Source organism: bacterium (genome assembly GCA_035307765.1).
GTDB lineage: Bacteria > Sysuimicrobiota > Sysuimicrobiia > Sysuimicrobiales > Segetimicrobiaceae > Segetimicrobium.
Genome location: DATGHU010000006.1, coordinates 1 through 23346 on the forward strand (window position 1 = coordinate 1; position 23346 = coordinate 23346).

The following is a 23346-nucleotide window of genomic DNA, read 5'->3' on the forward strand; positions in this document are numbered from 1 at the left end:
GCTGTCCTCGAGGGTCACGTCCGTCTCCCTCCTCCCGAAACCCGGCAGGTCTCGGTTGGAGTATTCGGAGGCTGGGCTGTGACCCTCTTGCTGTCACGGGAGGTAGCCCTCCAAGTGTCAACACTACATCCAAACAGTACACCCTAGATTGCGTTGCGCGCCTGGCCGTCTGCCACCGCTAGAAGGCATATGGCGACTATAAGATGAATACGATAGCCGATTCATGGGCGGTCGCTAAGACAAACTCCGTAGGGGAACGGCCTGTTGTGCATTGGCTAAGGCGCATCTCAGGGTTCTTAGTCCTCACCTTTTTCATTGTTCTCATCAATGTTGTTGTCCGTTATGTGTTCAAGAACCTGGGCGAGACTCTAACCCAAGGTTTTCCATTCGATCATCTCGCGGGGATTGAGAAATACCCTGTCATTGGCCCTTTGGCGATTGTTGTGGATTGGGTGTTATTCGCCATGACTGTAGTTCTGGGATCATTCTTGGTTCTCGGCCCTCCAGTGCTAATCATTTTCGCCACGTGGGCAGTGCTTCAGCATCAACATCGCCCCCATGGCATTCTCGGTTATTTGGCATTCATCGTCCTCTTTGTCTTGGCGCTGGCAGTTATCTGGGTTCTGGGGATCATCGGCATGTCCTACTGCCATCGGTGGGGGGCTTGCTGATCGTCTCGCCCATGCCTCCGTGGAAGTAGACTCGATGGGCCTAACTACTGCAGGTTGATCATGACTTTGGGCAATTGCAGCAGAAAGGCAAGAGCGATGAGTCCGACGCCAAACCACTATCGGTGAGGAATCACGAAAGCGAATGGATATTTCGTGTCGCCGATTCTCACATTTGCTTCAGGAGTACCAGGTGGTACAAGCGAGGTTACTGCCCGGGGATGGAAAAAGTAGGCACCCTGCGCCCTTGTTTTAACAATCCGGGTAAGAGGATCGTAGTGGGCGCGGGGTGGTCTGGCTCTGTATCCTGGGGTGCCGGAAGGGGCTCCTAGGCGGTCTGACGGGCTCTTGTGGAGGGCAACAACTAGTGGGTGGTGTGGGCACAGCGATTTGGGGTATATGATCAATGAAGACGATCCAGTTCTACGACCATGGACTGGCCCGGATGCACCAACGAGGTATTCAAGAGGAGGAGGCCAGATCCATCGTACAGAACCCTGAAATCATTCTTCCGCGTAAGGGGAAGCGAAGGCGCCTCATGGGAACTATACGGGGTCGGAGATTGAATGTGGTAATTGAGGAGACAGACGACACAATCTGGATTGTAACATCTTTTTGGGCGGAACTATGAAGCAGGGCTACAACATCACCTATGACCGAGCCGCTAACGCGCTCTATATCTATTTGCGCGGAGTGGAGTCTGTGTCCCAGCGCGAGTTCTCAGAGGACATCATTCTCGACCTGGGCGAAGATGGTGGACTCGTGGGGATTGAAGTGCTCGATCCGGGGGCCGATCTTTCCAGGCTGGTAGGAGAATTCGGTTTGGATCCCCATCTTCTAAGTGTCGTCGATACCTTTCGCAAGCTTATTCCAGACACCCGCAAACAACTAGCCCTCACTTAGGTCGGCGTCGGCCCACGGCGTCCGGACCCGTCTCATTTCGAGTTCTCGCCCTGACCCTTTCCTTGAATTGTCCGGTAAACTTGAATATCTCCTCCTTTATCGTCTTAAGACCGTCATATGTCGTGTGAGAGTAACTAAGAATGTCCTTGATGTGTGTTTCGCCCGGGAGGTCCCCGTCCAAATGAGATGCGTAAAAAGACATGGCCGGTTCGCCCGCCTCAACCATGGCCCTCAGATTCGCCGTACGTTGCCGAGCGTCGAATATTGACGCTTGAATCTCATCCGGCAGCAGTCGAAGCAACCCGGATGCAGACAGATTTTCATAAGCCGCAACGGATAATCCGCCGGCTAATTTGGCTGCCCAACCGAGAAGGATCACCCTCCTATGGCGGTCGGCGATGAGCGCCTTGTTTAGTGCCTCGATTACCTTGGGCACGGTCTGCTGGTTATCGCGAATCTCAATCTTCAGTCGATCAAGGTGAACAAGCAGGTATTCCTGGTCACGACTTTCTTCTAGTGACCTTTCCGTGCTCAGTGTAGAATGCGCGACTTTTCTCTCGATTCGGTAAGCTAAATACGCCCCTGCAAGCACGCCAAAGAAGGTTACCACAAAGTCTGGCCATTTCTCAACGAGCTGGATGTACCATGGGACCTGGGACATTGAATATGGTATGTTCCCAAAATTATAGAGATAGGGACTCATGATACCTCCCCCCCTCTCCCGCTTCTGGTGTGCCTCACCTCCCCCTTGCCCACGACGGTGCCGGGGCACAGGTCTTATCCACGGTCAAAAATATCTCGGACTCTGCCATGATTGTCCGCGACATAGATGTAGCGCATAGCATCCTGGCTATTCGCATTGTACTTCGTCATGTCTTTGATAGCTTTAGCTTCTGCCGCGTCAAGGTTCTCGACCTCAAATTCCCACTCCACCAACCGGATACCTTGGCTCGCTAGGGTCTCCTTAGCGTCCAGGTCCTCCCTAGTGAGGGTATGAATCCGGAATCTCCCACCCCTAACGAACACCCCTCTGCACATTTCCATCGGTTCCTCCCTTCCGCAGCATTGCGGCAAGCCCAACTGGCATTTCCCAGCGGAGACTGTCTATTAAGCGAACCGGTTTACCGGCCACTCTGTGAGTTCCCTTCTGGGCATCCTGAGGATAACTCACGGACATATGCGCGCCGTCTCGGAAGTGACCCCCGAAACAGCGATAGCTCCCCCGGGGCAAATTGTTCTTTTTTGCCAGCCTGCCTACTTTCCCACACGCGCCGCGTCTCGTCCCTGCGTATAGCCATGCCGGTGGTTCAGCTTTGACAACCAATAATTACATGCAAGAGGGTCGGGGGCTGCAAGGGCACAACGGAGACTACTCGGATTTTCCTTGGGTTACTAACGTGGCCGTGCCTTTATTCGGAGAACCCGGACCGCACAAATACGATGCTTAGCGGGATAAGTACTGCATCCATTCTCACGTTCGACCACGGCCCGAGCCAAGGCTTCGGCCCAACACGATTGCCACGATCACCCAAAACGCCGCGGCTGCCCCGGGTAATCTCGCCAATCGATCGTCTTCAAGTTGTCCCCCACTTCCCGCCGATTTCCGGACCGGTGGTGTGATTCCCACATTTCGCAGGGCCGTTTTGACCCTTGTCACTTCGGCGTGGTCTTCTTCACCTTGGCCCAGCGGGCTTTGGAGGCCTTCCTGGCAAGGGCTTGGCGTTCCTGCTGGTCCAGCCTCTTGATCCTGGCCGGACCACCAATCCGCCCTCCCTGGCGTCCAAACTCGACGAACTGCTTTCTGATCTCTTCGGGAAGATTCATTTTCCTTGCCATGCACCAACGATACCCTCTACGGATTTCTCATGTCAATCCCTGACCCCCTCTGGTATAATAATCGCATTGGACAGGGGGTTACGGTGATGAGAGTGGGAGTTTACGCAAGAGTGAGTACGTCTGACAAGGACCAGAACCCCGAGACCCAACTGCTACCCTTGCGGGAGTTTGTAGAGAGCCAGGCGGGGTGGACGGCCGTCGGGGAGTACATGGACCACGCTTCGGCCACCGACCTGAGAGGCCGTGTGGCGTGGGGGCGGCTCCTGGATGGCGCCAGCAGGCACAAGATTGACCTCGTCCTAGTCTGGAGGCTGGACCGGGCCTTCAGGAGCGTTCTGGACGCCTCTACGACGCTGGAGCGCCTCCGAGGCTGGAACGTGGGTCTCCGCTCGTTTAGCGAGCCGTGGCTGGACACAACCTCGCCCTTCGGGGAAGCCCTCTACTATATCACCGTCGCTTACGCCCAGTTGGAACGAGGCATCCTGAGCGAGAGAGTTCGGGCAGGTATGGACAGGGCGAAACGCCAGGGGAAGCGGCTCGGGCGTCCCAGTCGCATCCAGGATGCGGAGTTCCTTTGCGAGTGGGAGGGGCTCGTACCCGCCCTCTACGCCGGACAGATCAGCCGAGCGGAAGCCGCCCGGCGGTTGGGCGTCGGACGGGCTACGATTGGGCGGCTCCTGGCAGGTGTCCGAAATGGGAGTCACGTAGAGCCCTCCGAAAGCCGTACTCTGGGCGGCTCCGGTAAGTGATAATTACCTGCCCGTAAGGAACTCCTTTTGGGCCGGGGTAGCCGTTGTTCGTTCAGGCCTTCCAACCGGACAGTTCGTAGGCCACCTGATCTCGGGCGTCCGGGACTGCTACCTTTTTCCTCGCTGCAACCTCGCGCCAAAGAGGCTGAGTAGCCCCGACAAAGTCCGGTTCATCGCCTGTTCGCAGAACGGGCCGAATACTGGTCATTGGACGGTCTAACTATCCCCGGATGCATTTTTTGTGGGACGAATTTGCGAATCGGGTAGAGTGACGGTTTATCCGGAGGGAAAATCACCGAGCTGTGGCGCGGGGCCTTTCGCCGGACGTACTACTGGAGCGTCGCGCAACTGGAGCAGGACCCGCAGGCGTACCTGCGCTTCTACAACCGGGACCGATCGCACCAAGGCTATCGGCTCCACGGTCGCACGCCGGCCGCGGTCTTTCTGGCCCCGAAGGCCAGCTGAGCGCGAATGAGGACGATGGTTGGAGGACAAAAGTGTCAACACCTCGCCCATACTGGATAAACTAGCAGACGCGCCGGGAGACCCTGGGTGTCTCCAGATCCTTAACTAAATACAGCTAAGCTGGCCCAGGTTTTCTTCCTGCGCGAGCCAATTGGTAAAATCGAGCGCTTCGTGGCTCCAAGCGTTGCGTAAGTCTACCTTCTGCAGCTTCGCAAGAAGCTTCCTGGTATACGCCACGATGTAAGTCTCTTCGAGAGTGTATGATGAGGTTCCCTCAGACATTAGTGCTAACGGTTTGCTAACGGGACCGCCACGAAGGGCGAAGAATCGATAAGAAGAGCCGCGAAACAGATCGGCGAAATTGCTTCATAACCGCGGATTTCATGAACGGGCGAGGCAGGACGGTAACCTCCGGGCCGATCGATTAGTTTGTGGGCCGAATCCCCTTGGGACCGACTAGACAGTTACATAGAATCATGGGCCAAATCCTAGGACCGAGCGAAGCCGCACTGGATTCATCCCGTGATGTCATGGGACAGAATCTTCGCAAGAAAAGCTTTGGCACGCTCAGTCTCCGGGTTTGCAAAGAAGGTCGTCGCCTTAGCGAACTCCAAAATTTCGCCTCGATCCATGAACATTATTCGGTGCGCGACGCCGCGGGCAAACCCCATTTCGTGTGTAACAATTACCATCGTCATGCCTTCTTTGGTCAAGGCGGCAATTACCTGGAGGACCTCGTTAATCATCTCGGGGTCTAACGCTGATGTTGGTTCATCGAAGAGCATGATCTTAGGTTGCATAGCTAGGGCACGTGCAATCGCCACGCGCTGCTGCTGTCCTCCAGACAGATAGGCGGGGTGGACGTTCGCTTTATCTGCTACCCCTACTCGTTCCAATAGCGACATCGCTAGATCGCGCGCTTCTCGCTTGGATAGTCCCTTGACCAAAATAGGCGCTAGTGTCACATTCTCCACGGCGGTCTTGTGAGGGTACAAGTTGAAGGTCTGGAACACCACCCCTATTTCCGATTGCAGCTCCCTGAGATTGCGCTTCCACTCATCAATGGGCCGCCCAAAAACAGAAATGGTGCCCGATTGAACCGGCTCTAGGTGATTAATGCACCGTACCAGCGTACTCTTTCCGGATCCCGAAGGGCCACAAATAACTATGACTTCGCCCGGCGCGACCGCAAAAGATACATCGCGCAGTACGTGAAGATTGCCAAACCATTTGTTTACTTTTCGGAACTCGATTGTAGGCGGCGACGCGCCTGCCGGTGCCAATCTGGCCGAAGGTTTAGACGCCAACGGTTCCGACCTTCGGCCAGCAAGTCGCTATGTCCCAAATGATCGTAACGACTTCGTCCTCGGGTCTCGAATATGCCACGGGGGCCGAGTAATCTCTTCGTGAGGTCATAATGAGAGTATCCTAGCGATTTTCGTCCTTTTAGACCACCGCGCCACAGAGATCGATTATCGCTGCCGCATAAATTTTCGCGGCACACACTAGCTTGTCGACTTCCACATATTCGTCCGGGAGACTCGACGTGAATCGTCCCGGCCCCATGACAACGCCGTCTCGAATTCCGGCCTCCTGCATGAACCCCGCATCGGTTCCCGTGAACATATAGGGCTCGATCGGTCCCAATGGGGGCTCGGCTCCCATGATCTCTCGATAGGCGTCGGCCAGGGCCTTGACCGTGGCCGAATTTTCCGGCGACTCAAACGCTGGCTTTCCACAAGAACATGAAAGCTCGAATTGAAAACCCGGGGTGCCCTTCTGCATGTCCCGTAGCAATTTTTCGAAACACTCTAGGGTCGTTTGGAAATGCTGGTTGGGTGGTACGCGAACATTGATGACAGCGGTGCAAAAAGAGGGGGTGTTGGCCGGCACCTCGAGCAACTCCCGTCCGAGTCCGCCTCTTATTGCACCAAGATGATAAATTGGCAAGCCTCGATATTGTGGACGATCCTCATATTCGAGCCACCCACCTGCAGGGATCTTCTGGTGCATCGGACCAAGTCGACCCACCAGCTGACACATCAGGGCCGCTGCGTTTACGCCACGATCGTGGGAGCCCGAATGACCCGCTCGTCCCAATATGTTCACTCGGATATACTGAGGGCCAGAATTGAGCGTGAGAATTCCGAGTTCAGTTGGCTCCGTATTGATGAACCTGCCTGTCTTGATGTTCTTGGACATCAGATCCATTGAGCCAATGCCACTTTGGCATTCGCTTACTACCAGTGCAACGAGAACATCGCCTCGAAGCTTTAGACCGGCTTCCTTTATCGCGTAGGCTGCATATACCATTGCGGAATCCGATGCCTTCATGTTTGAAATACCATTGCCGAATATCTTACCCTCGAAGACGTCGCCGCCATAGGGGTTTCGGGTCCAACCGTCGGCAGGCGGTAGAGTGTCCATGTGTCCAGTCAGCATAAGGCTCTCGCGCTCGCCTGAACTTCGAATCCACCCCAAGACGTTATTTTGATTGGAGGATACGCTCGATAGCTCGGTCTCGAGTCCCAAGCTACGCATTCGCTGGGCGCATGTCTCGGATATTGCGGCCTCGTTACCTGTGACGCTAGGAATCCTAGCGATGTCGCGTGTGAACTCAACCAACTCGTTGCGTTTGGCGTCCAATATCTTGAGTACGCTGTTGAGCATTGCGCCTTTATTCGGCTGCGTTTGGGACATGTATCCACACTCCCTTCTTCGTGTCTCACCCCTACACTGCTGTATCGAAACTGTGTACTTTCGGTGCCCACTGCCACCGTTTCTCAAGTTTCCGACCCAATCGCGTCAGACCGTAGCTGAAGCAGAAATACACGGCACCAACAAAGCCGAAGATTTGCATCGGGTAGATTAGGGAGCGGTCATTCAACAGTACGCCAATTCGCATGAAGTCCAGGACGCCGAATAGGGCAACTACAGATGTGTACATAAACAGCGTCACAAACCGATTGACCAAGGCTGGGATAATGGCTCGCACGGCCTGAGGTAGGATGATATGGTGGAGGATGTTGAGCCCGCCGAGCCCTGTAGCATAACCAGCTTCCCTCTGCCCTCGATGTACCGCCTGAATGCCTCCCCGAATGTCCTCCGCCATGTAACTGCCATGATAAACAGCTAGTCCTATCGAGAGGCTCTGGAAGGGCGATAAATCAATACCGGTAAGTCGGGGCAACAGGAAGTACATCCAAAACAAGAAAACGAGCGAAGGTATGCCTCTAACGAGCATCACTAGAACACGGGCGATCCATCTTATCGGTGGGAAAGGCACCAGCGACATAGAACCCAATGTCAGGCCGATAGCGAGCGCTGTTGCTCCCGTGTAGACGCCTAGGTATACAGTAAGGATTAGGCCCCCGATTGGGCCCTGCGGATAAGTGCCCAGCAAGAAGTAACGCCAACTCTCCAGGATCACGGGCATAGAGTCGACCCCGCCATGGCCTATTTCTTGCCGAAACTTCTTTCGAGCGCTGTCATGATGGCGAATATCGCTCCGTTCAAGACCAGGTAAGTCAGGGTAACGGCCGTCATCGCTTCAAAGCCTTTGAATGTCGCGGATTCAATTTGCTGGCCTTGCGATGTAAGTTCCTTGACGCCGATTGCCATTGAGAATGCTGTGCTCTTTGTTACGTTTATTACCTCGCTCGCCATGCCAGGAAGAATAATTGGCGCGAGTTGCGGGACAATTATATGCTGGAAGGTCTGTCGCTTGTTAATGCCAGAGGCGAGCGCAGCCTCGATTTGACCGCCTGGAACGGCTTCGATTCCAGCGCGGATAACTTCGGCCATATACGCGCCGGAGACTAGGGATATCACGAGAATCGCGATATTTGTCTCGTAGCTTCCCGAATACAGGATCGGTAGCTGCCGCGGTTGCGCAAGCGTCGGAACGCCGAAGTAGAAGAAAAAGAGTACCACCAAGAGGGGGATGTTGCGGAAAATAGTTACATATGACTGACCGATGGACCTTAGCCATTTAGAAGTACTAAGTTGCAACAACGCACCGAGCGCGCCAAAGAGAAGCGCGCCAACGCAGCACGAAATCGACATTATTACGGTGAGCCAGAGTCCAGCAGCGATCTGTTGCAGCACGCCTTTGCTGATGATGAATTCCCAGTCGATTGGCATTAACGGTCAGCCCGCTGCCTGTTCAAGGGGCGTCCCTATGTTTGTCGCTGACACCAGTGCGACACTGGCAACGGTGAGCATGGCTATGCCTGTGGGAGAGAACGACGACCACGCGCGACGCGCTGATGATCATACAGTCCGCGTCAACGGCGGCGTCTGGTACACTTCCCCACGACGCCGCTCTTTAATCTGGCATTCCCTGCAGATCTAGTGCCGGAACCGGCAAGTGAAATTGACTGTTCTTACCAAAGTACTCGTCGAACAATTTCGCGTAAGTACCGTCCTTCTGCATGTCCAAGAGTGTAAAGGTCATTGTGTCACGCCATCTCGAGTCAATGGGACGGACTCCCACCGCAATGGGAATGACGTCGAGGTCCGGGCCAACAATTTCATATTTCTGCTGAGTATCGGTTGCGGCGAGCTTCGTGATAATCATAACATCAGATGCAAAGGCGTCCGCTAGTCCTCGTTTTAGTGCAAGAAACCCGTCGGGCAGTTCTTGATAGCGCAACAACTTAGCCTTCGGCTGTGCCTTTTGTAAGGCCACTTCGGTGCTAGATCCGGCGACGACCGCCACAGTTCGTCCTGCGAGATCTACAGGACCGCTAATACCGCTCCCTTGCTTAACCAGAAGTTTTTCGTCCACTGTAATGTAGGGGATGCTAAAGTCAATTTGCAGCATTCGTCTTCTAGTCACGGCCATGCCAGCCATCAAAGCGTCAACTTTTCCAGCGAAAAGGAGGGGAATCCGGGAGGAAGGAGTTACCTGAGTGATCTCGAGTTTGACTCCTAATCGGTTCGCCGTTTCCCGCGCCAAGTGGGGGTCGAAACCAGTCCACTGTCCGTTATTACCGAGGAGGCCGTAGGGAGCTTGCGCCGGATTTATTCCGACGACAATTTTTCCTCTCTTCTTTACTTGGTCCAGCGTTGATGACGACGGGCAAGGTGACGCCCCCTGGGCCGAACGCACGCTACTTGCAACAGTCACCACGATAGGCAGAATGCTGGCCGCCGCCAAGAGCTCTCTGCGTCCCATGTGGTTTGGCTTCGCATCGTTTCCGGCGCTTGTCATCCGAAATCCCCCCTTTTTTCATGCAAATGGTTGTCCGTGAGGCACCGTCACGGCACCGTGGTCATAGGGGCGAGCTCATTGCCGCCGCCCGTCTGCCGAGCAGCTCTACCCCGGGTACTTGTAACTGATCCTAGCCCAGTTTGTATACCAATCTGGCTCTCTCTATGAAATACCAATCGGTATGCTATATTGTCTTTGTTACGAACCAAAACAGTCCCTCTATTATATAAACATATATATAAACATAGACACGCCGTTTGACTCTTGGCACAGCAGACTCGGTACGAGCACGGGACCGCAATAGGGGCAGGGGGGTGGCGATTTGGGGAGCGGAAGTGCCGTAACCGAAAAGGCATACATTCACTTGAGGGACAGGATTATTCAAGGCTCTCTGAGGCCTGGGGAGCGCCTCAGTGATCGAGAATTGGCAAAGAACTTGGGGGTTAGTCGAACGCCCATCCGCGAAGCACTGCGCCGATTAGAGCGCGATGGTTTTGTAGAACAGCATGCCTTGGGCGGGGTGCGCATTATTGATCTTGACGCAAGGCAAGTAGCTGACCTTTATGATCTCCGGGAAGTTCTCGAAGTGCACGCTGTACGACTTGCGATTGCGCGTTTGACTCCTGATACTTTGGACGGTCTAAGAAACATTCTCTCGCGGCTTGCACAATATTGCGATGATCCGGCAAAGCGCGGTGAAGAAATACTCGTGGGGCTCCGGTTGCACGAGGGTATTGCGAAGGCGAGTGGTGACTCCTTTCTCTACGAAACGGTGTGCCGTCTTCTGAATCGCATGTGCCAAGTGATCTGGATCGAGGTGGTCGAGGAAGATGACGCGGCGGCGGAAGAAACGCGTCGCGAGCACGCCATGATCGTCACACTAATTGACCGGCACCGCGCGGATGAGGCCGAGAGAGTGGTTCGAGCTCATATTCGCACGGCGAAGGATCACATCTTGCGGATCCTCAGGGCGCGGGAGGCATTCAACGCTGCGCTCGCCGGCGTGACAGTGTCATAGGATGCTAGCACGAGATCGTTCTCTCACAACGTGGAGGATTGGCGGTCTAGGACATATTCAATACGTGAAGATTCTTCATGCACAAACTGAGTTGTCTAATCTGCAGAGACGCGCCTAGCGGGCAGGTTGGCATGAGGAAAAGCCGGAGGTAGCTTTAGTGACTCAAGGTCCGACTTCAGTCAATTCCGAGCGTATTTGGTCTAACCTCATGACCATGGCGGAAATTGGTAAGACGTCAAGCCACGGCGTCCGGCGCCTCGCCTTGAGCGACGCCGATCGTGACGCGCGGAACTTGTTAAAACAGTGGTTCACAGCGGCAGGCTTGACGCTTCGGGTTGACGATCTCGGCAATATGTACGGCCGACGAAAGGGTGTCGATGACAGCGCGCCACCGATAGTTTTTGGATCCCATCTAGACACAGTTCCGACCGGCGGTCGGTTTGATGGATCACTTGGCGTGCTGGGCGCACTCGAAGTTGTGTGCACGCTTAATGATGCCGGCGTTCGAACCGAAGCCCCGTTGGAAGTCGTGAACTGGACGAATGAAGAAGGTGTACGTTTCGGACCGGCAATGTTGGCGAGCGGCACCGTTTGCGGTCATTTCACCCGAGATCAGGCGTATGCGACGCGCGATGTAGAAGGGAGAACCTTTGTCGACGAACTGACGCGCATCGGCTATCTTGGTGACCTTAATAACCGTCTTCGCGAATGCGCCGCTTACCTCGAACTTCACATCGAGCAGGGTCCCGTCCTGGAGCGGGCAGGGGCACAAATCGGCATCGTGGAGGGCATCGAAGGCATCTCTTGGAATCGCATCGAGGTCGTTGGTCGCGCGGCTCACGCGGGTCCAACACCCATGCCGGATCGCCGAGATGCAATGGTTGCTGCAGCGCGACTCGTATTGCTGTTGAGGGACATTTCAGAGCGGCTGAACGATATCAAAACTACCGTCGGCCAGCTAAATGTCTCGCCGAACGTTGTCAACGTCGTCCCCGGCCGCGTGGAGATGATGTTGGACGTGCGGTCCCCGCGCGATGATGGGCTGACGCGGGCGCTGGGCATGGCCGACGAGGCATGCCAGCGCGTTGAGGAACTAGATCATGTCACCATTCGACGCAGCGAAGTCTGGCGGAGCCCAGTTACGCCGTTTGCCCACCAGGTCGTCACGGCCGTAGCGAATGCGGCGGCAGGCCGTGGATATAGTCGGAGACGCTTATGGGCGGGCGCTGGTCACGACGCGAAGTACATGGCCGAGCACTTTCCAACTGGCATGATCTTTGTGCCCAGCAGAAATGGTCTTAGCCATAATGAGGCTGAATGGAGTGCCCCCGAAGATTGTGCGCGTGGCGCCGACGTACTGCTTGAATCCGTCCTCACACTGGCCGGCAGCGTATAGTGGTGACCGCTAAGTTGGAATTGCCGTCGCGGGCCCAGGCTTCAGGCTTCGACTAGCGTCAATCTATCCCGCTTCCCCGAGACTGTCCCAATGCGCGGGTGCCCATTGTTCTGATAGGTCGCGTTGTCCACGTCCCGGCAGTACACCAGGTGGCCGCCGACCTCGGTGACACAGGCGCCCGGACTGGAGGTCCACTTGCCCCCGAGGCTTTGCCAGGAGCCCCACTGTCTTCCGTTCCATTCGGCGTAGCTGAGGGAGAAGTCATCGGCCCTCACGCCATAGACCCACATATAGGACCCCCCGCCGGTGCCTCCCCGGTAGGCGGCCGCCGCGGGGGAGAACGTCAGCCTGGGAATGGTGGGGACCTGAGCCCACTGGGTCCAGCCCACACCACTGACGGCCCAGGCGGGCCGGACGATGCTGTGGGCTGTGGCTATGGCGGCGAGACTGCCGATCAGCCCGATGGCCCGGCACCGCGAGATCGGCGTCCCCTCGGTCGGAAAGCAGTGCGCCGCGCCACGCACGTTCGACACATTGACCCCCGTCCTTTCGCCCGTGCCCGCCCCACATCTTCGCGGCCGGCCAAGCTGGCGACCTCGTCGGGGGATAGAGTGCGGCATCGCGCCGAAGTACGGGTCCTGCTCGGCCATGAGAGATCCTCCCTCGTGGTCCCAGGGCCGGGCCTGTTCGCGCAGCGCCAGCCCCGTGTTGCGTGGACGTGGCGCCCTTCGCTGGAGGCATCCATCCGCCCTGCTGAACACTCACTCCTGATGGCAGACATAACCGTGTATCAACAACGGTCCCAGATTCAACGCGAAGCGACCAAGCCCATCTCAGGATTTTCGAGGAAGCCTGACCTCCCGAAGGTCTTGGTCGGCTCGCAACGCTTTCAGCGGTGGGTGACGTAGGCCGTCTGCTGGCGGCTCCCCATAGTCCACGTCGACCACGAGCATCGGTTTGACCCAATGCGGCGGCAGGTCGGTTCACAACTCCCCCAAATGGTTGTCGCTTGTCTGGGCTCATAGGGTCAGCAGAACACTGCCGTTGCAGACAGGTCGGGCGGCATACCTTGACGCGACCATCGGGCCGCCATTGCGTGGGGTAATGGCCTTAGCGGCTATCTTGATCACCCTGCCCGCATCGAAGCCATTACGACTGCCGATCACATCGGCGACTTCCTTGCGTGCCCAATACTCCATGCTCCGTGCGAAGCCAAACCTCGTCAGTGTGGTATCGTCGATCCCGTTTCCTTCCAGTTCAGGAGGGCCAGCCCTTTGGACAACCTACGGGCCGGACGGTGAAGGGTCATGACAGAGCCTCGCGCACCTAATTAGTTCGCCATGAAATACGTTGCTGCAAACCCAAGTAAAACAAGGATTTCTTGGGTGAGATACGTGCGAAATACTAGGGATTCCCAACCCAGACGGCGAATCGAACTGATGCAACCGCCAAGTCACACCTGTCCGACACACCGGGGAGGGAATCCCAATGCTGTTTCTTCGCGCTCCGGTTCGCCACTCCTCCTCCCGAGGCTGGCCATGTTGCGGCTGAGGGACCCCCAAGAGTCGTTGTGGGAACAGCTGCTGCCGCCCCAAGCGCGCACCCTCAGTGTCGAATTGACGACCGTCGATGCCTGCTTGGCGGATGACCGTTTCTTCGAACCCTACCGGCAACGCTTTCGGACGCTGATCGGCTGCCCCACCGTCCCCGTGGAGACCTATCTCCGCCTGATGTACCTGAAGCACCGCTATCGGTTCGGCTATGAAACGCTGGTCCGCGAAGTCGCCGACAGTCTGCATTGGCGCCACTTCTGCCATTTGGCGCTCGACGCGGCGGTGCCGCATCCCACCACGCTCAGCAAGCTGACCCGGAAGTACGGGCCTGAGGTCGTGCACGAGTTGAACCGCCTCCTGGTGCAGCACGCGAGCGAGCGGAAGCTCGTGCGGAGTCGCAGACTGCGCGTGGACACGACGGTCGTGCAAGCGCCCATCGACTATCCCACCGATATCGGCCTGCTGGCCGATAGTGTACGGGTGGTGACGCGAACGGTCCGCCGGCTCCATACCGTCGGAGCGGCCGTCCGCACGACCTTTCGCTCGCGGGCGCGGAGCATCAAGCGATCGCTCGCCGCGGTTGGTCGCAGTCTCCGGATGCGCACGAACGAGGCGAAGACCGCGGTGCTGACGCAGACCGCGCGGGTGTTGCGGCTGACTCGGCAGATCAGCCTGCAAGCCCAGCGCGTCCTGCGCAATAGCCGGCTGCGCGGCCCGCACGGGAAGGGCCGGACGGCCGCGCTGGTCCAGCGCACCCGGCTGCGCTTGCGGCGCCAACTGCAGTTGACGACGCGAGTTATGGCTCAAGCCCGCACCCGCATCGGGGGCACGACGTCCATTCCCGACCGGGTGGTGAGCGTGTTTGATCCTGAGGCACGCCCCATCCGCCGCGGAAAGTTGAGCATGAAGACGGAGTTCGGCTACAAGGCACTGCTTACGGAGACCGAGGATCGCGTGATCACGCATTACGAGGTCCACGTGGGGAACCCGGGAGATAGCGGCCTACTGGCCGCTGCCCTGGCGGGCCATACGCAGACCGTTCCGCGGACGCCGCGCGTCGTCGCCACCGACCGTGGCTTTGGTAGCAAGGACAACGAAGCGCGTTTGCGCAACGCCGGGGTCAAGCAGATTAGCCTGCCCTATAAAGGAAGACTCGGTGCCGCTCGGGCGGCACATGAACATCAGCGGTGGTTCCGCCGTCAACAACGGTGGCGGAGTGGGCAGGAAGCCACGATCAGCTTGGGCAGTCGCAAGTACGAGTGGCGACGCAGTCGCTTGCGGGGCCGAGATGGTGCAGACATCTGGATCGGACTCGGTATTCTGACCCACAACCTGGACCGACTGGTGACGATCGGTGCGACGCGGTAGTTTCGGGCGAAAGGACCCGCTCATCCCTTCAGCCCGCTACCGGATCTGTACCAGATCGGTTATTCGACCTGCATTTTTCATGGCGAACTAATTAGTTCTCCGATTGGATGTTTCGCGAAACATCCCTGCCCGATCACTGACACCAAACCTCGCGCACCTCGTCTATGCCCACATCTCGCATGGAACACGACGTCTCGGGACGCTGTAGCCCCTGATATTCCCTACTAATTCAACAGGCTCATGAGCAGGCGATTAACAAAGGAGGGGCTGGGAGCAAACCATCCCGTCTCATCCGCGCCGAACGCGCCCTGGGGAACTTCTGTTGATGGTCCGGGAGTCATGTGGAAAAGGACGCGGTTCCGATGAAATGACTGAGACGATTTTCATCGGGAGAATCCTTTACATTACGGAGTCGCCATAGTATGATGTCGTAGAAACAACGTTCTGGTAGAAGAAACACATGGATTGAGCGTTGCATCGGCCCATGCAAGGATCCCTCAAGCTTTCATCCAAGGAAAGGAGAGTGCAGAATGAGCAAAAAGTCTAAGGTGTTTGCGTTATCGACTATCCTGTTGCTCGTGAGCGCCACCAGCTTGGCGGGGTCGACAACCAGTTCCGCATCTGACCACACAACCCTGACCTTTTGGACGTACTTTACGGCTACTCAAGCAGAGCACCAATGGATCATGGCAGCCGTGCAGAATTTCGAGAAGCATCATCCCGGCGCCACGGTCCAAATTGTTCCGCAACCGCGCGGCGCCCAGTACTTCTCGCTTTTTGATGCAGCCTCGCTTGGGAAGACAGGACCTGACATCCTCAATCTGTGGACCGGCCTGTACGCCCTACGGTACGGAAACTACCTGGTCCCGCTGAACAAGTACCTGACCCCCGCGCAGAAAGCGAGCATGATCGGGCTCAAATACACTGCCCAGGGATTCAACACCGATAACAGCATCTACGGTATCGTGAGCGAACTGCAATCGTATGAAGGCTTCTATAACAAGACATTGTTCCACCAAGCTGGAATCAACAGCTACCCGACCACGTATTCACAGTTCCTCCAGGACTGCGCCATGCTGAAAGGACACGGGATCCTGCCTATCGTCGATGGGGCCTATCAAGCGTACAACATGTTCTCGTATTACCTGATGAACTACCTCACCGCATCACAGATCACCGGTCTCAAGGATGGCAGCATCAAGTGGACGGACCCGCGTATCATGCAGGCCCTGACGCGCTACGTGGCCCTGTACAAGGACGGTTACGTCAATCCTGACACCCTAACCAATAAGGACCCGGAGCAGATGTTCCTTAACGGCAAAGCTGCCATGATCCTCGACGCGGGCAGTTGGAACGTCCCAGTATTCTCTAAGGCGCTCGGCAGCAACGTGGGATTGATGTTCATCCCTCAGGACCCGGGCGCCCCTTCGTATGGCAATGTTGTCTCCTTCCCAGGTTGGATGACCTCTGTCACCAGCTATAGCAAGCACCGCCAGCTAGCGCTGGAGTTCATCCAGGACGCGCTACAACCTGCCGTTAGCGGCGCGATGGCGAAAGCGGGGTTGGTACCTGCAGACAAAAATATACCGGCGGACATGCTGGCGGATCCTCTGCAGAAGAATCTCTACCAAAGGACCCAGACGGGCCACATTTGGCCAATGTTCGATAACCTCATCCAGGCCAACATCGCGGACGCTATGAACTCGGTATTCGGCTCGGCGATCACGGGCGGAGTTACGCCAACGCAGGCCCTCTCTCAGTTGCAGCAGGCCTGGGACTCATTGCCCGCGCGTCAGAAGTGAGGGCGAGGGGCGGTACCGGTATGGGACGGCACCGCCCTCCGATCTCTACTCAATCCGAGACAGAGGCGGACACCATCTTCTCGTGACTCCTGCTCCCCGCACCCGACGGCCATCACTGAGTCGGCGTCTCTGGGGACGGCATCATGCAGGGCTGATCGGCGTCGTATACGTACTGCCCGCCGTTGCCTTTCTGGCCTTCTTTCTCCTCGTCCCGATCCTCGAAGCCTTCTACTACAGCTTCTTCGATTGGGATGGCGTTCATGCCATCTTTGTGGGCTTGGGCAACTACCTGCACCTCCTCCATTCCATCACGTTTCAGCAGATCGCGATCAACAACGTGATCCTGCTCGCCTGTATACCGATATGGACTCTATTCCCGCTCGTGTTGGCGGTGATGCTGCACGGCCGAGTCAGGGGTTGGCAGTTCTTCCGCTTGGCGATCTTCTCCACAACCGCGCTTTCGTATACGGTAATTGGGATCGTCTGGGCGTACATCTACTCCTACAACGGGCCGTTCAACGCACTGTTGAGCCTCTTCCATGTGGGGCGCGTGGACTGGCTTGCCAACAGCGTGACGGCGATGGGCGCACTGGTGGTTACCGCAATCTGGACCTTCATGGGTACCGGGCTCATTGTGTACCTCGGCGGTCTTGGCGCCATCCCGCCGGAGGTTCTTGAGTCAGCCAAGCTCGATGGAGCGAGCGGGGTCACCATGATGCGGTCGATCATTTTACCTCTCATGAAACGGTACGTGGAATTTTTCGGTGTGTTCAGCATCATCAACGCCTTTACCAACCTGTTTGCGCTAATCTTTGTCATGACCAATGGCGGACCGGGGTTCTCCACAACGACCATGGAGTTTTACATATACGTTGACGCATTCTCCAACATGAACTTCGGAGAAGCTTCCGCTGTCGGCGTGTTGCTGTTTGTGGTGATGCTGGGGGTCGCGCTGGTTCCCATGAAGTTTCTGCAGACGGGGGGATGACCGAACGTGGCGAACGCACTCGGTAGGCTACACGTGAGCAGGATCGCGGTGTATGCGGGGTTGAGCATCGTGACGATCTCCTCCCTCTACCCCTTCTTTCTGATGTTCATCAACTCGTTCAAATCGATGGGCGAGTACTTCGCCAACCCATACGGATTACCGCGGGACTGGACGCTCTCTAGCTTCCAGCTCATGTTCAACACGATGGACCCGCTGAGGGCCCTGCTCAACTCCACGATCGTCGTTGTTCTTGGCGTGTTGCTGAACCTCCTGGTGGCCAGCATGGCGGCGTACTCGCTGACGAAACTGCGACCTCCCGGGTACCGGTTCTTGTTCGTTAGTATCCTTAGTGCCATGATGGTACCCTTCCAAGTGATCCTCGTCCCCCTGTTCGTGAATATGGCACATCTCGGTTGGGTGAATACCTTTCAGGTTGTCGTTCTCCTGTACGTCGCCACTTCTTGCCCCTTCGGCGTCTACCTTATGCGGTCGTACTACGCAGGCGTGCAGGATGAACTCATCGAGGCCGCTCAAATGGACGGCCTATCCTATCACGGCATATTCACGCGCATCATGATTCCTGTGGCACGTCCTGCGCTCGTGACATTGGGCGTGATCAACTTCGTCCAAATGTGGACAAATCTACTAATCGCACTAGTGTTTCTACAACAGCAAGGCACGCGCACGATCACAGTGGGCATCGCGTTGCTTACTGGCCAGCGGTTGACGAATTATCCGGCGATGTTCGCCTTGCTCTTGATCGGTAGCGTACCGACGGTCATTTGTTTCCTCCTGTTCCAGCGGCACCTCGCCAGCGGCGTGCTCGTGGGTGTGGAGCACTGACTATGGGTGCTACGCGTTACAGCCGGCGGCCACGGTGCGTTGCGCAATCAACCTGCTTTGTATGTCCGCGCTGCTTTCGGCCGGGATCTGGGGCGACCGTTGGGGTCAACCTGGACGGAGCATGGGGTGTGCAGGTAATCAATCAACACGAACTGGTGTGCGCATGCAAAAGCGCAACGCATCTTATCGAGGCTAGACGGTGGGCGGGCGAATGTGCGGGGGACGCTAGGATTTCAGGTGTGAAACAGCAGCCTAAGACGTCGCTACTCGGGTTGACAGGCAGCTACATAGACCCTATATTTTGTATCGACTAACAGAACAGTGTATTCTTTTTTGAAGGAGCGGATGCCTTGCCGAAGGTGGCCGTCATTGGTGCCGGGAGTGGGATGTTCTCGCTTTCGCTCGTCAAGGACATCTGCCTGACACCGGGACTGCGGGGCAATACCATCACCTTCATGGATATCGACGCAGACCGTCTGGGGGCCGCGTTCGAAGTCTGCAACCGGTATGCGCTGGAAGCTGGCGCCGCATTGCGACTTGAGAAGACGACCGACCGCCGTATCGCCCTGGAAGGTGCAGACTTCGTCATCAACACGGCCCTGGCGGAGGGACATGACCGGTGGCGCGCGGGCTGGTCCATGGCAAAAGATCGCGGATATCGCTTTGGAGGCAGTTTCCATGTCATGCACGATGAGGCCTTCTGGATCAACTTCTATCAGTTCCGGCTAATGGAGTCGATCTTGCAGGACATGACTGTCCAATGTCCCGACGCTTGGTACGTACTGGTTGCCAATCCTGTCATGGCGGGGGTCACGTACCTGACCGGCAAGTATCCGCGATCCAAGATCGTAGGACTTTGCCACGGGTACCGGCATGTGTATACTCTCACGGACGCGATGGGACTCGATCGCAGGGACGTTACCTACGAGATCCCCGGAGTGAACCACTTCGTCTGGTTGACGAAGTTGCGGTACCGGGGCGAGAACGCGTTCCCGCTCGTCGATGCTTGGATCGAGAAGCACGCGCAAGACTACTGGAACCAGTGCCCGCCGAGCGATTACCTGGGACCCAAGGCGATCGACTTGTACCGGCGATTCAGAGCTTTCCCCATCGGGGACACGTGCACGCCCGGGGGGGGGGCGTGGGGGTCTTGGTACCATACGGACGCGAACACCCAGCATCTTTGGCGAGAGGATCCCGACGACTGGTTCGACCGCTACTTTCAGCACACGCAAAGCGTTGTGGCGCGCGTCCGGGACGCTGCGGCGAACCCGTCTCAACCCTTGATGTCGGTGCTTGGGGCTGAGCCATCCGGAGAGACGATGATTCCACTCATCGAGTCTCTTGCCAAGGATACACCGCGAGTTCTGATCGTCGACGTCCCCAATACGGGCTCGTATGTGCCGGGGATCCCGAGAAACTTCGCCGTCGAGATCCCCGCTCTGGTGAGTGGAAGCGGCATCCAAGCAATCCAGACGGATGGACTGCCGGCGCCACTTCTGGCGCACGCGCTAAGAGATCGGGTGGCGCCGGTTGAGATGGAGCTCGATGCGTACGCGAATGGCGATTATGAGGCGCTGCTCCAACTGGTGATTATGGACCCCTGGACGCGGTCTGAGTCGCAGGCGCGGGACATGCTGGACGCGATCCTCGGACTGCCCTACCACGGGGAGATGCAAGACCATTATCGCTGGCGGGTGCGGCGAGCAGCCGCCGTATGATCGGGAGTCCGTGACCCCCAAATCCCAGGGTGTGGCTACGAAGGATGCCGGAAAGAGGAGCTTGCGATGAACGTTGTCCTGATCTCGATCGATAGCCTAAACCGCCACTTTCTCAAGATCTATGGCCAACCCATCGAGATCGACGTCAAGACGCCAAATATGGACGTTCTGGCTGGCCGAGGGACCGTGTTCGATACGCACTTTGCTGGCAGCTTGCCGTGCATGCCCGCCCGACGGGAATTCCTGGCCGGTGTCCAAGAGTTCCTCTGGCGTCCGTGGGGCCCGATCGAGCCGTTCGACCGGCCGCTGGCGCGTCTCGCCCGGGGCGCGGGCATCGTCACACAGCTGGTGACCGACCACTTCCACTTTTTCCAACATGGAAGCCAAGGATACTATAGCGATTACCAGGGGTTCGATTTCATCCGCGGCCAGGAACACGACGCTTGGAAGACTGCGCCCCGCTCGCCCGATCCGACCTTTCTGCGGCAATTGAATTTTGATTCTGCGCAGCCTTCGACCGATTACATGAACCCGCTCTCGTACGCCCGCAATACATTCGGGTTCAAGGATGAGGAGCAGTTTTTCGCCCCTCGCGTATTCCAAAGCGCGGCCCGCTGGATCGACGACAACCATGATCAGGAATCGTTCTTCCTTGTGATCGACAGCTTCGATGTGCACGAGCCGTTCCACAATCCCGACGCGTACGCGCGAATGTACACGGACGAGGACGTGAACGACCCGGAGATGATCTTGTGGCCAGTCTACGGGAACGTATACGAGTCCGGGCCAGCCCGGCTGTCGCCTCGGCAGGTGGCGTTCGTCCGCGCGCAGTTCGCCGGTAAGATGACCATGGTGGACCGGTGGCTGGGCCGCTTCCTGGAGCGTTTGGATCACTATGGGCTGTGGGACAACACGGCCGTGATCTTGACCTCCGACCACGGGCACTACCTTGGCGAGAAGGGCGCGATGGGCAAGCCGGATTGTCATGTTTACAACGTGCTCGCCAAAACTCCCTTGATCATTTGGCATCCACAGGCGGCAACGAATAGCCGCCGGGTTAAGGCATTGACTTCAGCCGTAGACCTATATGCCACCGTGCTGGATCTGTTGGAACTCGATGTCGACCCCGGACCGCACAGTCACAGCCTGGTTCCTCTCCTGACCGAGGCCGGCGAACGGGTTCGAGATTGGGCGCTATACGGCTACTACGGGCGGGCAGTCAACATTACGGACGGCCGTTACACTTATCACAGGGCTCCCGACTGGGAGCGGCCACTGTATTTGTATTCGACGGCATTCATGAATCCGCTCGACTGGTTCCACCCCGTTCGGCTGCCCGATCCTGACACAGTGGTTAGCGGCCGGTTTCTGCCGTATACGCCGACCCCGGTCTGGCGTTATCCGGTTCGGTTTGACCCGTGGTATAGGGAGTCGCTCCTGTTCGACACCCAGGCTGATCCGTGGCAGAATACCGATCTCAGCGGCCTGGCCCCTGATCGATTACGGAGCATGGAGGCCTTCCTGAAGGAAGCCCTTGCCGCGCTCTCGGCTCCGGACGAGCTATATGCACGTTTGGAGCTGGCCTGATCGCGCAAAACTCCGGCCTTACTTGAGGCGCTTAGGCGCGGGGAGATTCGGGTACTTGATTAAGCCATGAAAGAAGGGTGCGCCCATATTGGAAACGCCGGGTAACTGGCTTAGAACATTGGGTCTTTCCGCCGACCTAACCCATGTGCCGGAGTCACCATTGACCTTCCCGGACGGAGGGCGCTTCCGGATTGAGATTCCGGAAGTCGAGAACCTCGAAGTGTTCGACGTGATGGTGTACGCCGCCAGCCAGATGGGCGTGCCTGTCCATCGGGTGTCTCAGGGAACGGGTATCACCAAGCTCAGTGACCGAGATCTCAGGGACATGCAAGCGATGGCCTCGACGCACAACATCGGCCTGTTCCTGTTCATGGGCGTGCGGGGGGAGAACGGGCCTCTGGCACAACCCCGCAGCCGCGCGGGCGGTTCGGCCCGCAAACGTTTGCAGGGTGCAACGCAGCTCCTGTTTGCCCTGGAAGATGTCTCGCGGGCCTTGAGCGCCGGCATCCGGGGCTTCCTGATCTCGGACGAAGGGCTCCTCTCGGTTCTGGACCAGCTCAGGACTCTCGGTGAGATCCCTGTCGACGTCTCGCTCAAGACCTCGGTGTCCATGGGGCACGGCAATCCGGCTTCGGCTCAGGTCCTCTGGCGCTTGGGTGCCAACTCGTTCAATCTGCCGGTCGACCTGCCCCTGGGCGCTATCGCCGCCATCCGGCAGGCGATCCCCATCCCTCTCGACGTGTACGTGGAGGCTCCCGCCGATTTGGGAGGGGGATCTCGGTTTCACGAGTTGCCGGAAATTGTACGGGTCGCGGCGCCGGTACACCTCAAGTTCGGGCTGAGCACTGAGTCGCCAACGGACCCCGTGGGACTGCACCTGCAGTCGACGGCGAATCTGCAGATCAAGGAGCGGGTGCGACTGGCTGCAATCGGCTTGGAGGCGCTGGACCGTGCGGGGCTCCTTGGAAAGATGTCGCCGCCGGGCCATGGGTTGGCCATGGATCCATCGAAGTCACCAGGCGGATTACGGGAGTAGTAGGTGGGCCGTATACTGAGATCGCATGCGGTTACACTGCGTTCTCGCAGGGGCGCAGCTCGCTCGTCGCACGGCGCGACCCGAGTTCGATGGTCGACAGGCCCCGCCGTCGATGTGATCTTCACGGCTTCCTTGCCGAAGGGCCGGACGTTGGCCACAGTCGATCCTTTTGATCGTTTTCATTCACACACACCCGAA

At 57.4% G+C, this 23346-nt stretch carries 20 protein-coding genes; 12 read left to right on the top strand and 8 right to left on the bottom strand.

From position 1 onward, the window contains the following. The first annotated feature begins 203 nt into the window (after positions 1-203). Positions 204-671 carry a hypothetical protein gene (locus VKV57_01390; protein HLW58557.1) on the top strand — a complete coding sequence of 156 codons (468 nt, stop codon included), beginning with the start codon at positions 204-206 and terminating at the stop codon, positions 669-671. 624 nt (positions 672-1295) lie between these two features. After that, entirely contained in the window at positions 1296-1571 is a 276-nt protein-coding gene (locus VKV57_01395) for a DUF2283 domain-containing protein (GenBank protein ID HLW58558.1), read from the top strand. Here VKV57_01395 and VKV57_01400 read toward each other — a convergent pair. Both VKV57_01400 and VKV57_01405 read right to left on the bottom strand, forming a co-directional pair. After that, entirely contained in the window at positions 1564-2274 is a 711-nt protein-coding gene (locus VKV57_01400; protein HLW58559.1) for a hypothetical protein, read from the bottom strand. The two genes, VKV57_01395 and VKV57_01400, sit on opposite strands and share 8 nt — an antisense overlap. A 950-nt stretch (positions 2275-3224) precedes the next feature. Further along, a complete protein-coding gene (locus VKV57_01405) occupies positions 3225-3407 on the bottom strand; it encodes a hypothetical protein (protein HLW58560.1) in 183 nt (60 codons plus the stop codon). Positions 3408-3517: 110 nt separating this feature from the next. On the opposite strand from VKV57_01405, the gene VKV57_01410 reads away from it, so the two are divergent. Beyond that, positions 3518-4156 (top strand): recombinase family protein, encoded by a 639-nt coding sequence (locus tag VKV57_01410; protein HLW58561.1) that lies wholly within the window; start codon positions 3518-3520, stop codon positions 4154-4156. A 980-nt stretch (positions 4157-5136) separates the two neighbouring features. Here the strand turns inward: VKV57_01410 and VKV57_01415 are convergent. The 5 genes from VKV57_01415 to VKV57_01435 form a co-directional block, all read right to left on the bottom strand. Beyond that, on the bottom strand, positions 5137-5928 hold the full coding sequence (locus VKV57_01415; protein ID HLW58562.1) for an amino acid ABC transporter ATP-binding protein: 792 nt from the start codon (positions 5926-5928) through the stop codon (positions 5137-5139). Between the two features lie 139 nt (positions 5929-6067). Next, the gene (locus VKV57_01420) at positions 6068-7321 is read right to left on the bottom strand and encodes a M20/M25/M40 family metallo-hydrolase (GenBank protein ID HLW58563.1); all 1254 of its coding nucleotides are present in this window, start codon (positions 7319-7321) and stop codon (positions 6068-6070) included. Between the two features lie 31 nt (positions 7322-7352). Beyond that, on the bottom strand, positions 7353-8057 hold the full coding sequence (locus tag VKV57_01425) for an amino acid ABC transporter permease (GenBank protein ID HLW58564.1): 705 nt from the start codon (positions 8055-8057) through the stop codon (positions 7353-7355). 20 nt (positions 8058-8077) lie between these two features. Continuing rightward, entirely contained in the window at positions 8078-8764 is a 687-nt protein-coding gene (locus VKV57_01430) for an amino acid ABC transporter permease (protein ID HLW58565.1), read from the bottom strand. 184 nt (positions 8765-8948) lie between these two features. Further along, positions 8949-9836, bottom strand: coding sequence for a transporter substrate-binding domain-containing protein (locus VKV57_01435; GenBank protein ID HLW58566.1), 888 nt, complete (start codon positions 9834-9836; stop codon positions 8949-8951). Between the two features lie 322 nt (positions 9837-10158). Between VKV57_01435 and VKV57_01440 the strand changes: the two genes are divergently transcribed. Further along, complete coding sequence (locus VKV57_01440; protein ID HLW58567.1) at positions 10159-10854, top strand: GntR family transcriptional regulator; 696 nt, start codon at positions 10159-10161, stop codon at positions 10852-10854. Between the two features lie 157 nt (positions 10855-11011). Beyond that, entirely contained in the window at positions 11012-12250 is a 1239-nt protein-coding gene (locus VKV57_01445) for a Zn-dependent hydrolase (protein ID HLW58568.1), read from the top strand. A 41-nt stretch (positions 12251-12291) separates the two neighbouring features. Here VKV57_01445 and VKV57_01450 read toward each other — a convergent pair whose 3' ends face one another. After that, positions 12292-12783: a hypothetical protein gene (locus tag VKV57_01450; GenBank protein HLW58569.1), complete on the bottom strand. Its 492-nt coding sequence runs from the start codon at positions 12781-12783 to the stop codon at positions 12292-12294. A gap of 1005 nt (positions 12784-13788) precedes the next feature. On the opposite strand from VKV57_01450, the gene VKV57_01455 reads away from it, so the two are divergent. The 7 genes from VKV57_01455 (at position 13789) to VKV57_01485 (ending at position 23148) form a co-directional block, all read left to right on the top strand. Next, positions 13789-15171, top strand: coding sequence for an ISNCY family transposase (locus VKV57_01455; protein HLW58570.1), 1383 nt, complete (start codon positions 13789-13791; stop codon positions 15169-15171). Between the two features lie 530 nt (positions 15172-15701). Beyond that, complete coding sequence (locus tag VKV57_01460) at positions 15702-16973, top strand: ABC transporter substrate-binding protein (protein HLW58571.1); 1272 nt, start codon at positions 15702-15704, stop codon at positions 16971-16973. An 82-nt stretch (positions 16974-17055) separates the two neighbouring features. Then, complete coding sequence (locus VKV57_01465) at positions 17056-17961, top strand: sugar ABC transporter permease (GenBank protein HLW58572.1); 906 nt, start codon at positions 17056-17058, stop codon at positions 17959-17961. A gap of 33 nt (positions 17962-17994) precedes the next feature. After that, positions 17995-18804 carry a carbohydrate ABC transporter permease gene (locus tag VKV57_01470; GenBank protein ID HLW58573.1) on the top strand — a complete coding sequence of 270 codons (810 nt, stop codon included), beginning with the start codon at positions 17995-17997 and terminating at the stop codon, positions 18802-18804. 359 nt (positions 18805-19163) lie between these two features. Further along, entirely contained in the window at positions 19164-20525 is a 1362-nt protein-coding gene (locus VKV57_01475; GenBank protein ID HLW58574.1) for a hypothetical protein, read from the top strand. A gap of 66 nt (positions 20526-20591) precedes the next feature. Then, positions 20592-22112, top strand: coding sequence for a sulfatase (locus VKV57_01480; GenBank protein HLW58575.1), 1521 nt, complete (start codon positions 20592-20594; stop codon positions 22110-22112). An 88-nt stretch (positions 22113-22200) separates the two neighbouring features. Further along, the gene (locus VKV57_01485; protein HLW58576.1) at positions 22201-23148 is read left to right on the top strand and encodes a hypothetical protein; all 948 of its coding nucleotides are present in this window, start codon (positions 22201-22203) and stop codon (positions 23146-23148) included. Positions 23149-23346 lie beyond the last annotated feature (198 nt).